Annotated in this window: 11 protein-coding genes and 1 tRNA gene; 4 read left to right on the top strand and 8 right to left on the bottom strand. The window is 66.8% G+C overall.

Features of this window, described 5'->3' with window-relative positions:
* Positions 1 to 112 precede the first annotated feature (112 nt).
* The 4 genes from glgC to ASE82_RS07675 all read right to left on the bottom strand — a co-directional run bounded on the left by glgC (position 113) and on the right by ASE82_RS07675 (position 6,344).
* On the bottom strand, positions 113 to 1,372 hold the full coding sequence (gene glgC, locus ASE82_RS07690) for a glucose-1-phosphate adenylyltransferase (RefSeq protein WP_435368469.1): 1,260 nt from the start codon (positions 1,370 to 1,372) through the stop codon (positions 113 to 115).
* Between the two features lie 144 nt (positions 1,373 to 1,516).
* The gene (gene glgB / locus ASE82_RS07685; protein WP_056061037.1) at positions 1,517 to 3,679 is read right to left on the bottom strand and encodes a 1,4-alpha-glucan branching protein GlgB; all 2,163 of its coding nucleotides are present in this window, start codon (positions 3,677 to 3,679) and stop codon (positions 1,517 to 1,519) included.
* Positions 3,676 to 6,072, bottom strand: a complete 2,397-nt coding sequence (locus ASE82_RS07680) for a glycogen/starch/alpha-glucan phosphorylase (RefSeq protein WP_200910697.1) — start codon at positions 6,070 to 6,072, stop codon at positions 3,676 to 3,678. Before ASE82_RS07680 ends, glgB begins: the two co-directional genes overlap by 4 nt.
* Positions 6,073 to 6,257: 185 nt before the next feature.
* Positions 6,258 to 6,344: transfer RNA gene (locus ASE82_RS07675), tRNA-Tyr, on the bottom strand.
* 161 nt (positions 6,345 to 6,505) lie between these two features.
* Here ASE82_RS07675 and rlmB point away from each other — a divergent pair.
* Positions 6,506 to 7,249, top strand: coding sequence for a 23S rRNA (guanosine(2251)-2'-O)-methyltransferase RlmB (rlmB, locus tag ASE82_RS07670; RefSeq protein WP_056055070.1), 744 nt, complete (start codon positions 6,506 to 6,508; stop codon positions 7,247 to 7,249).
* Between the two features lie 165 nt (positions 7,250 to 7,414).
* Here the strand turns inward: rlmB and ASE82_RS07665 are convergent, their stop codons facing one another.
* On the bottom strand, positions 7,415 to 7,732 hold the full coding sequence (locus tag ASE82_RS07665; RefSeq protein ID WP_056061033.1) for a 2Fe-2S iron-sulfur cluster-binding protein: 318 nt from the start codon (positions 7,730 to 7,732) through the stop codon (positions 7,415 to 7,417).
* A gap of 60 nt (positions 7,733 to 7,792) precedes the next feature.
* On the opposite strand from ASE82_RS07665, the gene ASE82_RS07660 reads away from it, so the two are divergent.
* Complete coding sequence (locus ASE82_RS07660; protein WP_056055074.1) at positions 7,793 to 8,416, top strand: DNA-3-methyladenine glycosylase family protein; 624 nt, start codon at positions 7,793 to 7,795, stop codon at positions 8,414 to 8,416.
* Positions 8,417 to 8,733: 317 nt separating this feature from the next.
* Positions 8,734 to 10,050 carry an Nramp family divalent metal transporter gene (locus ASE82_RS07655; protein WP_056061030.1) on the top strand — a complete coding sequence of 439 codons (1,317 nt, stop codon included), beginning with the start codon at positions 8,734 to 8,736 and terminating at the stop codon, positions 10,048 to 10,050.
* A 62-nt stretch (positions 10,051 to 10,112) separates the two neighbouring features.
* Here ASE82_RS07655 and ASE82_RS07650 read toward each other — a convergent pair whose 3' ends face one another.
* Positions 10,113 to 10,559, bottom strand: coding sequence for a hypothetical protein (locus ASE82_RS07650; RefSeq protein ID WP_056061027.1), 447 nt, complete (start codon positions 10,557 to 10,559; stop codon positions 10,113 to 10,115).
* A 121-nt stretch (positions 10,560 to 10,680) separates the two neighbouring features.
* Here ASE82_RS07650 and ASE82_RS07645 point away from each other — a divergent pair, with 121 nt between their 5' ends.
* Positions 10,681 to 11,328: a hypothetical protein gene (locus ASE82_RS07645; RefSeq protein ID WP_056061025.1), complete on the top strand. Its 648-nt coding sequence runs from the start codon at positions 10,681 to 10,683 to the stop codon at positions 11,326 to 11,328.
* A 6-nt stretch (positions 11,329 to 11,334) separates the two neighbouring features.
* Here the strand turns inward: ASE82_RS07645 and ASE82_RS07640 are convergent, their stop codons facing one another.
* Both ASE82_RS07640 and mutS read right to left on the bottom strand, forming a co-directional pair.
* Complete coding sequence (locus ASE82_RS07640) at positions 11,335 to 12,294, bottom strand: cation diffusion facilitator family transporter (protein ID WP_056061022.1); 960 nt, start codon at positions 12,292 to 12,294, stop codon at positions 11,335 to 11,337.
* Positions 12,295 to 12,669: 375 nt separating this feature from the next.
* Positions 12,670 to 15,249 (bottom strand): DNA mismatch repair protein MutS, encoded by a 2,580-nt coding sequence (gene mutS, locus ASE82_RS07635; protein WP_056061019.1) that lies wholly within the window; start codon positions 15,247 to 15,249, stop codon positions 12,670 to 12,672.
* Positions 15,250 to 15,367 lie beyond the last annotated feature (118 nt).

Here is a 15,367-nt window from a genome sequence, read left to right as displayed (position 1 = left end):
CGCGGGCGGTACGCTTGCGGTCGCAGGCGATACGCTCGCGGTGAGCCCCCTCCACCCTTCGCCGATGGCGAACGGTCCCCCTCCCCGTGCCGGGGAGGATTTGCGTTGGTCATCACGCCGTCAGCCGGTCGATCATGGATTTGGTTACCAGCACCACGCCGTTGTCGGTGCGGCGGAAGCGTTGGGCGTCGGATTCTGCGTCCTCGCCTACGATCAGGCCGTCGGGGATTTCGACGCCGCGATCTACCACCACTTTCGACAGGCGCGCGCCGCGGCCGATCACGCAGTGCGGGAGGATCACCGCTTGATCCAGCATCGAGTAGCTGTGCGCGCGCGTGCCGGTGAAGATCAGGCTGCGGTGGATCGATGAGCCGGAGATGATGCAATCGCCGGACACCAGCGACGATACCGCCTCGCCGCGGCGACCGTCGTCGGCGTGGACGAACTTTGCGGGTGGCGTGACCTCGGAATAGGTCCAGAGCGGCCAGCTGCGGTCGTAGAGGTCGAGCTTGGGCACCACGTCGGTGAGGTCGATATTCGCCTCCCAATAGGCGTCGACCGTGCCGACATCGCGCCAATAGGCCTCGACCTCGAGCCCCGAGCGGACGCAGCTGTCCGAGAAGCGATGCGCGACCGCCTTGCCGTTTTTGACCAGGTACGGGATGATGTCCTTGCCGAAGTCGCGCGACGATCCGGGGGTTGCGGCGTCGCGACGAAGCTCCTCGAACAGCAGCTTGGTCGTGAAGACGTAGATCCCCATCGACGCCAGCGCGATGTCCGGGTTGCCGGGGATCGCGGGCGGATCGGCGGGTTTCTCGACGAACGCGGTGACGTTGTCGTGCTCGTCCACGGCCATCACGCCGAAACCGACCGCTTCCATCCGCGGCACTTCGAGGCAGGCGATGGTGACGTCCGCGCCGGTCTCGCAATGCTGTTGCAGGATCAGTTCGTAATCCATCTTGTAGATGTGGTCGCCCGCCAGGATGACCATGTATTCGGGCGCGTGGCTCTCGATGATGTCGATATTCTGGTAGACCGCGTCGGCGGTGCCCTCGTACCATTGGAATTCGCTGATGCGCTGCGACGCGGGCAGGATGTCGAAGCTCTCGTTGCGTTCCGAGCGCAGGAAGTTCCAGCCGCTCTGGAGATGGCGGATCAGCGAATGCGCCTTGTACTGCGTCGCGACGCCGATTCGGCGGATGCCCGAGTTGATCGCGTTGGACAGCGCGAAATCGATGATGCGCGCCTTGCCGCCGAAATACACCGCGGGTTTCGCGCGCGTATCGGTCAGCTCCATCAGGCGACTGCCGCGGCCGCCGGCCAGCACATACGCCATCGCGTCGCGCGCCAATGGCTGTCCCCGCCGTTCCACCATGTCCGTCTCTCCCGTGTTCGTCTTGTTCGTCGCTATAACTCCCCGTCACCCCGGACTTGTTCCGGGGTCCACCGTTCCGCACACTCTCAAGCCGCTGAGCCTGCGGAACGGTGGATGCCGGAACGAGCCCGGCATGACGGACTATCCTTCGTATTCGAGCATGATCGTCGCGAGCGGCGGCAGCGTGACCCAGGCCGCGCCGTCCTTCGCGACGACGCCGCCGAGATTGCCGAGCCCGCTGCCCCAATAGTCGTGCGCGTCGCTGTTGATGATCTCGCACCAGCGGCCGTCGAGCGGCAGCGGCACGCGGTAGGGCGCGCGCGCGATCGGCGTCATGTTGGCGACGATCGCGATCGGCTTCGCGCCGGGGGCCTTGCGCAGCCACGCGAACACCGAATTGGCGGCGTCGTCCGCGACTAGCCATTCGAAGCCCTCCGCCTCGCAATCGCGCGCGTGCAACGCCGGCTTCTCGCGGTAGACGGTGTTGAGGTCGCGGACGAGGTTGCGGATGCCTTCGTGGCTACGTGCGTTGCGCAAGTCCCAATCGAGCGCGCGCGCTTCCGACCATTCGCGGCGCTGCGCGAACTCCTGCCCCATGAAGAGCAGTTTCTTGCCGGGGTAGCCCCACATGAACGCGTAATAGGCGCGCAGGTTGGCGAACTGCTGCCAGTCGTCGCCGGGCATCTTGGTGAGCAGCGAACCCTTGCCGTGGACGACCTCGTCATGGCTGAGGGGCAGGACGAAATTCTCGCTGAACGCGTAGACGAGGCCGAAATTGATCTCGCCGTGATGGTGCTTCCGGTGCAGCGGATCGCGCGCCATGTACTGGAGCGTGTCGTGCATGAAGCCCATGTTCCACTTGAACCCGAACCCCAAGCCGCCGCTCTTGCCGTCGTCGCTTACCGGCGCTGAGACGCCCGGCCAGGAGGTCGATTCCTCGGCGATCGTGAAGACGCCGGGGTGCTGGCCGTAGATCTCGCGGTTCATGTCGCGGAGGAACGCGACGGCTTCCCAATTCTCGCGGCCGCCGTCTGCGTTGGGGATCCATTCGCCGCTTTTGCGCGAGTAATCGCGGTACAGCATCGACGCGACCGCATCCACGCGCAGGCCGTCGATATGATAGCGCTCGGCCCAGAACAGCGCGTTGTTGACGAGGAACGACGTCACTTCGCGCCGCCCGAAATTGTAGATCGCGGTGTTCCAGTCGGGGTGGAAGCCGAGCCGTGGGTCCTCGTGTTCGTACAGCGCGGTACCGTCGAACTTCGCCAGCCCGAACGCGTCGGTCGGGAAATGCGCGGGGACCCAGTCGAGCAGCACGCCGATGCCGGCGAGATGCGCGCCATCGACGAACCGCGCGAACCCTTCGACGTCGCCGAAGCGCGCGGAGGGCGCATAGAGGCCGGTGGTCTGGTAGCCCCAGCTCGGGTCGTACGGGTGTTCGCTGATCGGCAGGAATTCGATGTGCGTGAAGCCCATCTCGACCACGTACGGGATCAGACGATCGGCGAGCGCGTCCCAAGTCAGGAACCAGCCGTCGGCGTCGCGGTCCCAGGAGCCGGCGTGGACCTCATAAATGCTGATCGGCACGCGGCGTGGATCGACCGAGGCCCAATGTTTCCGATGATCGGTGTCGGCCCAGTCGTGCGCGAGTTTCCGCGTGATCGAGGCGTTGGCGGGGCGGAGTTCGGCCGCGAACGCGAACGGGTCGGCCTTGAGCGGTTGCAGCTGGCCGTCGGGGCCGACGATCTCGAACTTGTACGCGCGGTATTCGGCGATGTCGGGGATGAAGATCTCCCACACGCCGACGTCGCCGCGCTTGCGCATCGCGTGGCGGCGGCCGTCCCAGTCGTTGAAGTCGCCGACCACCGACACGCGCTGCGCATTGGGGGCCCAGAGCGCGAAATGGACGCCGTGTGCGCCTTCGTGCTCGATCAGGTGCGCGCCCATCTTGTCGTGGAGGCGGCGGTGCGTGCCCTCCGCCATCAGAAGATCGTCGATCGGGCCGAGCACGGGGCCGAAGCTGTAGGGGTCGGTGACCCACCACGACGTGTCGCCCGCCTCCGCATGGTATTTCACCGGCTGTGCTTCGCCGTCGATCGGACCCTCGAACAGGCCGCGATCGTCGATGCGAGGGAGCGTGCCGAGCGCGGTGCCGTCTAGTGCGTGTGCCTCCGCGGTATCCGCGCCGGGCAGCCAGACGCGGGCGAACACGCCGGTCGGGCCGCTGTGGACGCCGAGCAGCGAGAACGGATCGTCGTGACGCCCTTCGAGGAGAGCTACGATGGCGCCTTCGGGTGGCTTCACATCACCGTCCAGATTTCCCGCGCATATTCGCGGATCGTGCGATCGGACGAGAACCAGCCGACGCGCGCGACGTTGCGGACGGTCGAGGCGACCCATGCATCGCGGTCGTTCCAGCGCGTGTCGACCGCGCGCTGGGCGGCAGCATAGCTGTCGAAATCGGCGGCGAGCATGAACCAGTCGCCGTCGTACAGCCCGCCCATCAAGCCGGCGTAGCGCGTCTTGTCGTCGGGGGAGAACACGCCGGACGCGATCGCGGACACCGCCTGGCGGAGTTCGTTCGAGCCGTCGATGACGCTGCGCGGATCATAGCCGTCGGCGCGCTTCGCCTCGACCTCGTCCGCGGTCATGCCGAAGATGAAGATGTTGTCGTCGCCGACGCGGTCCTTGATCTCGATGTTCGCGCCGTCGAGCGTGCCGATCGTCAGCGCGCCGTTCATCGCGAACTTCATGTTGCCGGTGCCCGACGCTTCGAGGCCGGCGGTCGAGATCTGCTCGCTGAGGTCGGCGGCGGGGATGATCTTCTCCGCCAGCGACACGTTGTAGTTGGGCAGGAACGCGACCTTGAGCAGGCCGCCGACCGATGGATCGGCATTGATCCGGCGCGCGACGTCGTTGGCCAGCTTGATGACGAGTTTGGCGTTATGATAGCTCGACGCCGCCTTGCCCGCGAACAGCTTGACCCGCGGGGTCCAGTCGCGTTCGGGATGGCTGCGGATCTGGTCGTAGAGTGCGACCGTCTCGATGATGTTGAGCAGCTGGCGCTTATATTCGTGGATGCGCTTGATCTGGACGTCGAACATCGCGTCCGGGTCGACGCGGAGCCCCATCGTCTCCTTGATGTGATTAGCCAGTGCCACCTTGTTCGAACGCTTCACGCTCGAAAAGCGCTCCCTGAAACCGGAGTCGTCCGCGAAAACATCCAGATCGACCAGCTTTTCGGCATCGTCGAGGAAGCCATCGCCGATCGCATCGCGGATCAGCGCGGTGAGGCCGGGGTTGCACTGCTGGAGCCAGCGGCGCGGCGTGATGCCGTTCGTCTTGTTGTTGATCCGCGTCGGGTAGAGCTTGTGCAGATCGGCGAAGACCGTCTTCTTCATTAGCTGCGTATGCAGCGCGGCGACGCCGTTGACGCTGTGCGACCCGGCAAAGGCGAGGTTCGCCATCCGCACGCGCCGCTCGCCGCCCTCGTCGATCAGGCTGATCGCCGAGATCGCGCGGTCGTCGATACCCTCGGTGCCGCGCGCCTCCCGCAGCAGCTTGGCGTTGATCGCGTAGACGATCTGCATGTGCCGCGGGAGCAGGCGTTCGAACAGCGGCAGCGGCCAGCTCTCCAGCGCCTCGGGCAACAGCGTGTGGTTGGTGTAGCCGAAGGTGGCGCGCGTGATCTTCCACGCCTCGTCGAACGCGAATTCGTGGTGGTCGATCAACAGCCGCATGAGCTCCGCGACCGACACTGCGGGATGGGTGTCGTTGAGCTGGATCGCGGCCTTGTCGGGCAGCGTACGGATGTCGCCGAAATACTGGATGTGGCGCCGGACGATGTCCTGGATCGACGCGGACGAGAAGAAATACTCTTGGCGGAGACGTAGTTCCTGCCCCGCCGCGGTGGAATCGTTGGGGTAGAGGACGCGGGTGAGCGTCTCGGCGCGCGTCTGATCGGCAAGCGCGCCCGAGAAATCGCCAGCGTTGAAGCGGTCGAGCTTGATCGGATCGAACGCGCTGGCAGTCCAGAGGCGGAGCGTGTTGACGTGTTTGCCGCGCCAGCCGACCACGGGAGTATCGACGGCAGTGGCCTCGACCGCTTCGGACGGGCTCCAGTGAACCTGACCCCCATCGGTTACCGTCACTTCGCCGCCGAAGCCGACGAAATAGGCGCTCTCGCGGCGTTCGAATTCCCAGGGATTGCCGTGCGCGAGCCAGTTCTCCGGCATCTCTACCTGCCATCCATCGTCGATCCGCTGGCGGAACATGCCGTTCACGTAGCGGATGCCGTAGCCGTAAGCCGGCAGCGCTAGGCTTGCCATGCTCTCCATGAAGCAGGCGGCGAGCCTGCCGAGGCCGCCATTACCGAGCGCCGCGTCGGGTTCGATCTCTTCGAGTTCGGCGAGGTCGACGCCGTGGAGCGCAAGCGCCTGCGTGACTTCGTCGTTGCGCTGGAGGTTGGTCACCGCGTCGCGCAGCAGCCGGCCGATCAGGAACTCGAGGCTGAGATAATAGACGCGCTTGGCGCCGGCCGCGTGTGCCGCCTTGGTCGAGGCCATCCAGCGTTCGACGATGTCGTTGCGCACCGTCAGAATCGTCGCGGCGAGCCAGTCGTGGGGGCGGGCGGCCTGCGCATCCTTGCCGATGCGGTGGACCAGCGTGTCGAGGATCGAGTCGGCTAGATCCTGGATGACGGGTGCTTGAACGGGCGGCTGTACGGCAGGATCTGAGGTCACGCGGTTTCCGAAATCGTTACGGTCGCGGCGATCCTAGCCGTCCGCGAGCCGATGTCACGCGGACTTCCTTCCCGTGACGGAAAAGAATGTTGCCGATCAATGCTTTGAATTTGGGATGATCCATCACCGCGCGGGGGCGGTGGTGGACAGGGTAGGGTTCGAACCTACGTAGGAGAAACTCCGGCAGATTTACAGTCTGCTGCCTTTAACCACTCGGCCACCTGTCCAGGCCGCTTTTGCAAGCGCCGCTCTTTCAAGCGAGGCGGCTCAATGGCGAAGCGCGCCCCGCCTGTCAACGCGGGTTTTGCGAAGTTTCGTGGTTCATAGTTGCCGCGGGAGCGGAATGCCGACAAGGACGCGGCATACACAGACACGATAGAGAGCGAATATGGCACGCAAGGGACACAGGCCGAGCAAGGCACCGGCAGGCCGCCCCCGCTTCTGGGGCAAGCACGCGGTGGGCGCGGCGCTCGCCAATCCGGAGCGGACGGTGCGCAAAATCCTCGGCACGCGCGAGGCGCTGGCCGGGTTCGACCTGCCGGCCGACGTGCCGGTGACCTATGCCGAGGCGATGGATTTGGCGCGGCTGGTGCCGGGCGACGCGCCGCACCAGGGCGTGGTGATCGAGGTCGAGCCGCTCGAGGACATGTGGCTGGCCGACCTGCTCGAGCACGGCAAGGACGACAACCGCCCACTGGTGATCCTCGACGGGGTGACCGATCCGCATAACGTCGGCGCGATTTTGCGCTCGGCGGCGGCGTTCGATGCGCTGGGGATCATCACGCCGGATCGGAATGCACCGCCGGAGTCCGGGACGATCGCGCGGGCGGCTTCGGGCGCGCTTGAGTCGGTGCCTTGGATTCGGGTGGTGAACCTGGCGCGCGCTCTGGAAGAGATTGCGGCGGCGGGGTTCTGGCGGATCGGGCTGACGGGCCACGCGACGCAGACGTTGTCGGAAGCGATGGGTACGCAGCGGATCGCGATCGTGCTCGGTGCCGAGGGCGAGGGCATGCGGCAGAATACCGAGCAGCATTGCGACGAGCTGGCGAAACTGCCGATCTCGGAGAAGGTGGAGAGCCTGAACGTGTCGAATGCGGCGGCGATCGCGCTGTATGCGATAACGACGCGGTGACCTGAACTCCCTCGCCCCTACGGGGAGAGGGAAGGGGCCCGCCGCCCTTGCGGTGGGAAGGGAGAGGGGCGTGAGGCTCGGGACTTGGATCCCAACAGCCCCTCTCCCTTCCGTCGCCTAAGGCTCCTCCCTCCCTCTCCCCGTAGGGGCGAGGGACAGGGGGAATCAGTCCTCCGCCGCGATCCGAACCTTCAGGCCATCGAGCCCTTCAGTCAGCTCGATCTGGCACGACAGGCGTGAAAACTCATCCCGATCACTCGTCGAATCGAGCAGGTCATCCTCGTCAGGCCCCATCGGCTTCAATTTGGCCGCAAAGTCCGGGTCGACATGGACGTGGCAGGTGGCGCACGAGCAACAGCCGCCGCACAGCGCCAGGATCTCGTCGATCCCGGCGTCGCGGATGACTTCCATCACCGAAAGGCCCGCCTCGCCGATGATCTCGCGTTCTTCCCCTTCGCGCGTCACGACGATAAGCTTGGGCATGTCATTCTCCGAAAAATCTTCGTGCGTTCATGCCGTTGCGCGAGCCAGGGATCAAGCATCATGGGCCTGAGCGCAGAGCAACTCGAAACCGCGATGGCGGCATTGTGCGAAATCGAGCCGGCGTTCGCGGTCGCGGTCGGCAATGCGGGCCACCCCGCGCCGCGGATCAGCGAGCGCGGCTTCGCGACGTTGCTGCGGACGATCGTCGGGCAGCAGGTGAGCGTCGCCTCGGCCGCGGCGGTCTGGAACAAGCTCGACGCGGTGGTCGGCGGCGCAGGTGACCCGGCGAAAATCGCCGCCGCCAGCGACGAGTTGCTGAAGAGCGCCGGCCTTTCCCGCCAGAAACTCGGCTATGCCCGCAGCCTCGCCGACGAGGTGACGAGCGGCCGGCTCGACCTCACCAACCTGCCCGAGGACGACGAGGAGGCCATAGCGGCGCTGGTCCGCGTGAAGGGGATCGGTCGCTGGTCGGCGGAGATCTACCTTCTGTTCGCGGAAGGGCGGACGGATATCTGGCCGGCGGGCGACCTCGCGATCCAGATCGAGGTCGGGCGGATCCTTGGCCACGAGACCCGGCCGAGCGAGAAACTGACTCGCGAGGTGGCGGAGGCCTGGCGCCCCCACCGCGGCGCGGCGGCGATCTTCGCGTGGCATCATTACCAGGCGGACATGAAGGTCATCTGACCTCCTTGCTCCCCTCCCTGGAAGGGAGGGGGCGGGGGTGGGTCGGTTTCCACATGTTCGGACCGTGGTGGCTCGAGCGGGCCTACCCACCCCCAGCCCCTCCCTTCCAGGGAGGGGAGAACGTTCCCATATACTCGTTACGTACCCGCACACACGTCGGCTCGGCGAAAGCCGGCATCTCTCCATTCGAATGGCTACACCCGCCAACCGGGATACCCCAGCTTTCGCTGGGGTGACGGAAGCGGGTCAGCGCATTGTCGCCCGACTCGCCAGCCACGCCTTGTCCCCTTCCCCTCGTTCCGGCAAAGCACCCCCCGATGTCAGCCCCCAATCTCCCCGCGTCCGACTTCGCCAACTCGCTCGCCGAGAGCCACCGCACCGTCGTCGTCCCCGAAGGCGCGTCGTTCTGGCGCCGGCTGTTCGCGTTCGTGGGGCCGGGGTATCTCGTCGCCGTCGGCTATATGGACCCGGGCAACTGGGCGACCGACATCGCCGGCGGCTCTGCATTCGGTTACACGCTGCTGTCGGTCGTGCTGCTGTCGAACCTGATGGCAATGGTGCTCCAAGCGCTGTCCGCGCGCCTCGGCATCGTGGCCGGGCTCGACTTGGCCCAAGCCTGTCGCGCGCACTATTCGAAGCCGGTCTCCGTCGCGCTGTGGTTCCTGTGCGAGATCGCGATCATCGCGTGCGATCTTGCCGAAGTGCTAGGCACGGCGATTGCGCTGAAGCTGCTGTTCGGCCTGCCTTTGGTCTACGGCGTCGTCCTCACCGCGCTCGACGTGTTCCTGATCCTCGCGCTGCAACGCTTCGGGTTCCGCAAGCTGGAGGCGTTCGTCGTCGCCTTGCTCGTGATCATCGCCGGCTGCTTCGTCTTCGAGCTGTTCCTCGCGCGGCCCGAATGGGCGGGCGTGCTCGGCGGGCTGGTGCCGACGACGCAGATCGTCACCAACCCGGCGATGCTCTACATCGCGATCGGCATCCTCGGCGCGACCGTGATGCCGCACAATCTGTATCTCCATTCGTCGATCGTCCAGACGCGTGCGTTCGCCAAGGACACGGCGGGCAAGCGCGACGCGATCACGATGGCGACGATCGACGGCACCGTGGCGCTGGGCCTCGCCTTCTTCATCAACGCGGCGATCCTGATTCTGGCGGCGGCGACCTTCCACGTTGCAGGGCGCACCGACGTCGCGGAGATCGACCAGGCGTACCAGCTGCTCGCGCCGATGCTCGGGATGGGCGCGGCGAGCGTGTTGTTCGCGGTCGCGCTGCTGGCGTCGGGCCAGAACTCCACGGTGACGGGCACGCTCGCCGGTCAGATCGTGATGGAGGGGTTCCTCAACCTGCGCATGCCGGTCTGGGCGCGGCGGCTGGTGACGCGGTTGCTAGCGATCGTGCCGGCGGTGTTCGTGGTCGGTGCGTCGGGCGATGCGGGGGCGACCAAGCTGCTGGTGCTGAGCCAGGTCGTGCTCAGCCTGCAACTTCCGTTCGCCGTCGTGCCGCTCGTCAAGTTCACCGGCGACCGCACGATCATGGGCGACCTGGTCAGCCCGGCGTGGCTGAAGGTTCTCGCCTGGGTGATCGCCGCGGTGATCATCGGGCTGAACGGCACGCTGCTGTACGGCATGCTGTAAATACGAAAACGGCGGCCAATCGCTCGGCCGCCGTTTCCTCATTCACTAGCTTCGGCTGAAGCTCAGCGGCACTTCACGTTGCCGCGGTCGACCGACCGGCCCAGCAGTGCGCCGCCACCGGCACCGGCCAGCGTGCCGAGCGTGCCGCCACCGATCAGGTTGGCCAGCGCGCCGCCGCCGAGTGCGCCGATCACGAGGCCGGTCGTGCCGTCGTTGCGCTTGCAATAGGCGCGGCCGTCGCGACCACGATAGATCCGGTCGTTGCGGCTGAGGCGGCGCTCGCGGTACTTACCGTCGCGGTAGCTGTTCGACGGATCCCAGTTGCGGTCGTCGCCACGCCAGTTGCGATCGTTGCCGCGGCGGTCGTTGTTGAAACGGCGATCGTCACGATCGCGACGGTCGTTGTTGTCGCGGCGATCGTCGTAACGCTGCGCGGTCGCGGCGGTCGGCAGCATGGCCGGCGCTGCGACGGCGACCGACATCAACGCTGCGATAAGATGCTTCTTCATGGGATAATCTCCTGATCTATGCCGGTGTAACTTGCGCCACTCCGTAAAAGTTCATTCTTCGGCTTTCGTGCGGCTGGCGGAGGGCTTGCACCGGTTTGCGCCGGCCGATAGCAATCGAGCGATGAAGGTCGACGGCAACTATCGTGACAACGGGTTCGCGCATCTTCGCGGACTGATACCGGTCGAGGTGACCGATGCTTTCCTGCGCCGGCTCAAGCAGGATCTGGCGCTGGACCGGGTCGACCTTAGCGGTGTCACGCAGCATCCCAATCTGCTGAAGCGTGCCGCGTTCGAGGTTTACGGTCGGCAATATCCGCCGATGCTGCAATTCCTCTGGGGACTGACGCCGATCGTCAGCCAGCTCGTCGGGCGCGACCTGTTGCCGACCTATGATTATTTCCGGATCTACCGCGAGGGCGACGTCTGCATGGTGCATTCGGACCGCCAGGCATGCGAGCACAGCCTGTCGATGACGCTCGATTACAGCGACGGCGCGCCCTGGGATCTGGAGGTCGGCACGGAGCGGACCGAGCCGAGTGCGCGCGTTACCGACGACTTCGGCGCGGAACCATATGCGGGAATCGCGATGGAGGTCGGCGATGCGGTCCTGTACCAGGGCGTGCATCACCGCCACGGCCGGATGACGCCAAACCCTAACGGCTGGTCGGCGCATCTCTTCCTGCACTGGGTCGACCGCGACGGGCCCTACCGCGACCAGGCGCTGGAAGGCGAAACCAGCCGTGCGAAGGCGGACTTTCACTTTATCTGACGCGCGTCAGACCTTGTCGGGGCTGGCCATCGAGCAGTCGTGGCCGTGGCCGGTCTCGACCTGCAACGTGGCGTGGCCGATCCCGAATTTGTCGTGGAGCATCGTCCTGGCGTCGCTGAGGAATTGGTCGCCAGGGTGGCCGGCGGGCATCACGAGGTGTGCGGTGAGGACGGGTTCGGTGGTGCTCATCGGCCAGATGTGGAGATCGTGGATCTCGGTGACGCCGGGCAGGCCGCACAGCGCCTCGTCGACATGGTCGAACTCGATTCCGCGGGGGACGGCGGACAGCGACATCTCGACGGTTTCGCGGAGCAGGCCCCAGGTCTGCCAGAAGATCAGGACCGCGATGACGATGCTCACCGCGGGGTCGATCCAGGTAAGGCCGGTGCGCCAGATCACGAAGCCGGCGATCACCACGCCCGCGGACACCAGCGCGTCGGCGGCCATGTGGAGGTACGCGCCGCGGATATTGACGTCGCCCTTGCGGCCGCGTGCGAACATCCAGGCGGTGAACGCGTTGACGGCGATGCCGATGCCCGCGACCATCGACACGGTCAGGCCGGCGGTGGGGGCGGGATCGGAAAAGCGCTGCGACGCCTCCAGCACGATCGCGCCGAGTGCGACCAGCAGCAGCAGCGCGTTGGCCAGCGCGGCGAGGATCGTCGAGCCCTTCAGCCCGTAAGTGTAGCGCTTGGTCGGTGCGGTGCGCGCGAGCATCGTGCCGCCCCAGGCGACGACGAGGCCGAGTACGTCGCACAGGTTATGGCCCGCGTCGGCGAGCAGCGCGACCGAGTCGATCCGCAGGCCGACGATCGCTTCGACGACGACGAAGACGATGTTGAGGCCGATGCCGATCGCGAAGGCGCGGTCGAACGAGGCCGGGGCGTGGCTGTGGCCATGCCCGCCATGGGAGTGTGAGTGACCATGCGAATGGCCGTGGTCGTGCCCGTGATGATGTCCGCCCAAAGCCCGCGCTCCGCTAAATCCGGCCGCCGCGTAGCATCGACGTATCGTGAGATACTAGGACGCGGGAGACATTCTCGCACGTAGCCAATCACGTAACGGTCCCCCCTCCCTGAAAGGGAGGGGCAGGGGGTTGGTTGGCGCGTTTTTGCCGCAACCGTAAGGACATGCGGGACCCGACCCACCCCCAACCCCTCCCTTCCAGGGAGGGGAGCAGCTTACCTTGCCACCAACTCACTCCGTCACCCTGGCGGAGGCCGGGGCCCACCGTCCCGCGCACTCAATTCTCTCGAATGTGCGGAACGGTGGATGCCGGAACGAGGCTCTCCTGAGCTAGTCGAAGGGTCCGGCATGACGGGGCTATACATCGTTGGAGGGCTACCCCTCGTTCGCCAAGGCCTTCAACCGGTACAGCGCGTCCAGCGCATCGCGCGGGCTCATCGCGTCGATATCGAGTTTCGCCAGATCCTCGCGCAGCACGTCGCACGCCGCCTCCTCGACCTGCGCGGCGGCGGCGAACAGCGGCAAGTCATCCAACCCCGCCGCGAGCCCACCCGTCTTCGCGCGCCCGGCTTCGAGTTTCGCCAGCACCGCCTTCGCGCGCGCCACCGTCACCGGCGACATCCCTGCCAACCGCGCGACCGCCAGCCCGTAACTCCGATCAGCCGGCCCATCCGCGAGTTCGTGGAGCAGCACCAGCTCCCCCTTCCACTCGCGCGCGCGGACGTGGTGCAGCGACAGCGCCTCGCACCGCTCCGCCAGCCGCGTCAGCTCATGATAGTGCGTAGCGAACAGGCACCGGCATCGGTTGTCCTCGTGGATCGCCTCGACCACCGCCCAGGCGATTGCGAGCCCGTCATAGGTCGACGTTCCGCGCCCGACCTCGTCGAGGATCACGAACGACCGCGGCGTTGCCTGCGCGAGGATCGCCGCGGTCTCGACCATCTCGACCATGAACGTCGAGCGCCCGCGTGCGAGGTTGTCCGAGGCACCGACGCGGCTGAACAGGCGGTCGACCAGCCCCAGCGTGGCCTTGGTCGCGGGCACGTACGACCCGGCCTGCGCGAGGACGGCGATCAGCGCGTTCTGGCGGAGGAAGGTCGATTTACCGCCCATGTTCGGGCCGGTGACGAGCCACAGCCGCGAACTCTCCGACAGATTGCAGTCGTTGGCGACGAACCGGTCGCCCGACTTCGCCACCGCTGCCTCGACCACCGGATGCCGCCCGCCCTCGATCTCGAAGCATGCGTGATCCACGAGCGACGGCCGCGCCCAGGCGCCTTCCGCTGCACGCTCCGCCAGCCCTGCCGCGACGTCCAACCGCGCGAGCGCATCCGCGGTTGCGGCGATCGCCTCGCGCCCGGCGAGGGCTTGCGCGGTCAATTCCTCCAGATGCGCCGCCTCCGCGGCCAGTGCATGCGCGCCCGACTGCGACACCTTCGCCGCGACCTCGTGCAGCGCAGGGGTATTGAACCGGACCACGCCCGCGAGCGTCTGGCGATGCGTGAAGCCGCTTTCGGGCTTCATCAGCGGATCCGCCGCGCGCGCGGGGACCTCGACATGATAGCCGAGCACGCCGTTGTGGCGGATCTTCAGCGCGGTGACGCCGGTCGTGGTGCGGAACTCCGCCTCCAACGCGGCGATCGCGCGCCGCCCGCCAGCGCCTGCATCGCGCAGATCGTCGAGCGCGGCGTCATAGCCTGCCGCGATATAGCCGCCGTCGGATGCCTCGATCGGCGGCGACGGCACCAGCGCGCGCTTGAGCAGGTCGATCAGCGCGCCGTGTCCGCGCAACCTTGGCGCGATGTCCCGGAGCAGCACCGGCGGATCGACGATCGCATCCATCCGCTCGCCGAGGCTCCACGCGCCGTCGAGCCCGTCGCGTAGCTGCCCGAGATCGCGCGGGCCGCCGCGCCCCGCCGCGAGTCGCCCGAGCGCGCGGCCGATGTCCGGCATCGCGCGCAAGGTCGAGCGCAGCCGCTCGCGCGCCGCTTGATCGTCGTGGAACAGCCGCACCAGATCGAGCCGCGCATCGATCGCCGCCTTGTCCATCAATGGTGCGCCGAGATCCGCGCCGAGCAACCGCGCGCCGGCTCCCGTCACGGTCCGGTCGACCGCGTCGAGTAGGCTCCCTTTGCGCACGCCGCCGGTGGTGCAGGTCAGCTCCAGGCTTTCGCGGGTGGCCGCGTCGATCGCCATCGTCTCCGCCGCACGCCCGATCCGCGGGGGGCGGAGGAAGGGCATCGTGCCCTTCGCATTATGCTCCAGATACGCGACCAGGCCTCCGGCTGCGGCGAGCCCCGCGCGGCCGAACTGTCCGAACCCGTCGAGCGTCGCCACGCCGTACAGTCGCTTCAGCCGAGCCTCGCCCGCGCCGCTGTCGAAGTCGGTCTTGGGGCGCAACGTGGTAGCGGCTTCCTCGAAAGCGCTCGCCTCCGATGCCACGACTTCGGCCGCGCCGAGCCGCGCGAGTTCCGCCTCGACCGCGTCGCCTGCAACCTCGACGATCTCGAAGCGCCCGGTCGACACGTCCGCCGCGGCGATCGCGACCGACCCGCCCGCCTCGCCGATCGCCACGCACCAATTGTCCGAGCGCGCGTCGAGCAGCGCTTCCTCGGTCAGCGTGCCCGCCGTCACCACCCGCACGATCGCGCGTGCGACGAGCGCCTTCGAGCCGCCGCGCGCCTTGGCTTCCGCCGGGCTCTCGACCTGCTCGGCGATCGCGACGCGGTGGCCGGCCTTGATCAGCCGTTGCAGGTACACCGTCGCTGCATGCACGGGCACGCCGCACATCGGGATCGGCTTGCCCTCATGCTCACCGCGTGCAGTCAGCGCGATGTCGAGCACCCCCGCCGCGATCCGCGCATCGTCCATGAACAGTTCGAAGAAATCGCCCATCCGGTAGAACAACAGGCAGTCCTGCGCCTCCGCCTTCAGACCGAGATACTGCGTCATCATGGGGGTGGGGGCGGGGTGCGACATCGGCGTCGATCTAGCGGGAGTTTGTCGCCGCGTCATCCGGTGCCGTTCTCCTGCGAACGCAGGAGTCCAGTTTTCCAGGGGACAGCGCTGCTTG

It is taken from the genome of Sphingomonas sp. Leaf230 (assembly GCF_001421745.1).
GTDB lineage: Bacteria > Pseudomonadota > Alphaproteobacteria > Sphingomonadales > Sphingomonadaceae > Sphingomonas.
This window is presented reverse-complemented; position numbering and strand designations above follow the sequence as displayed.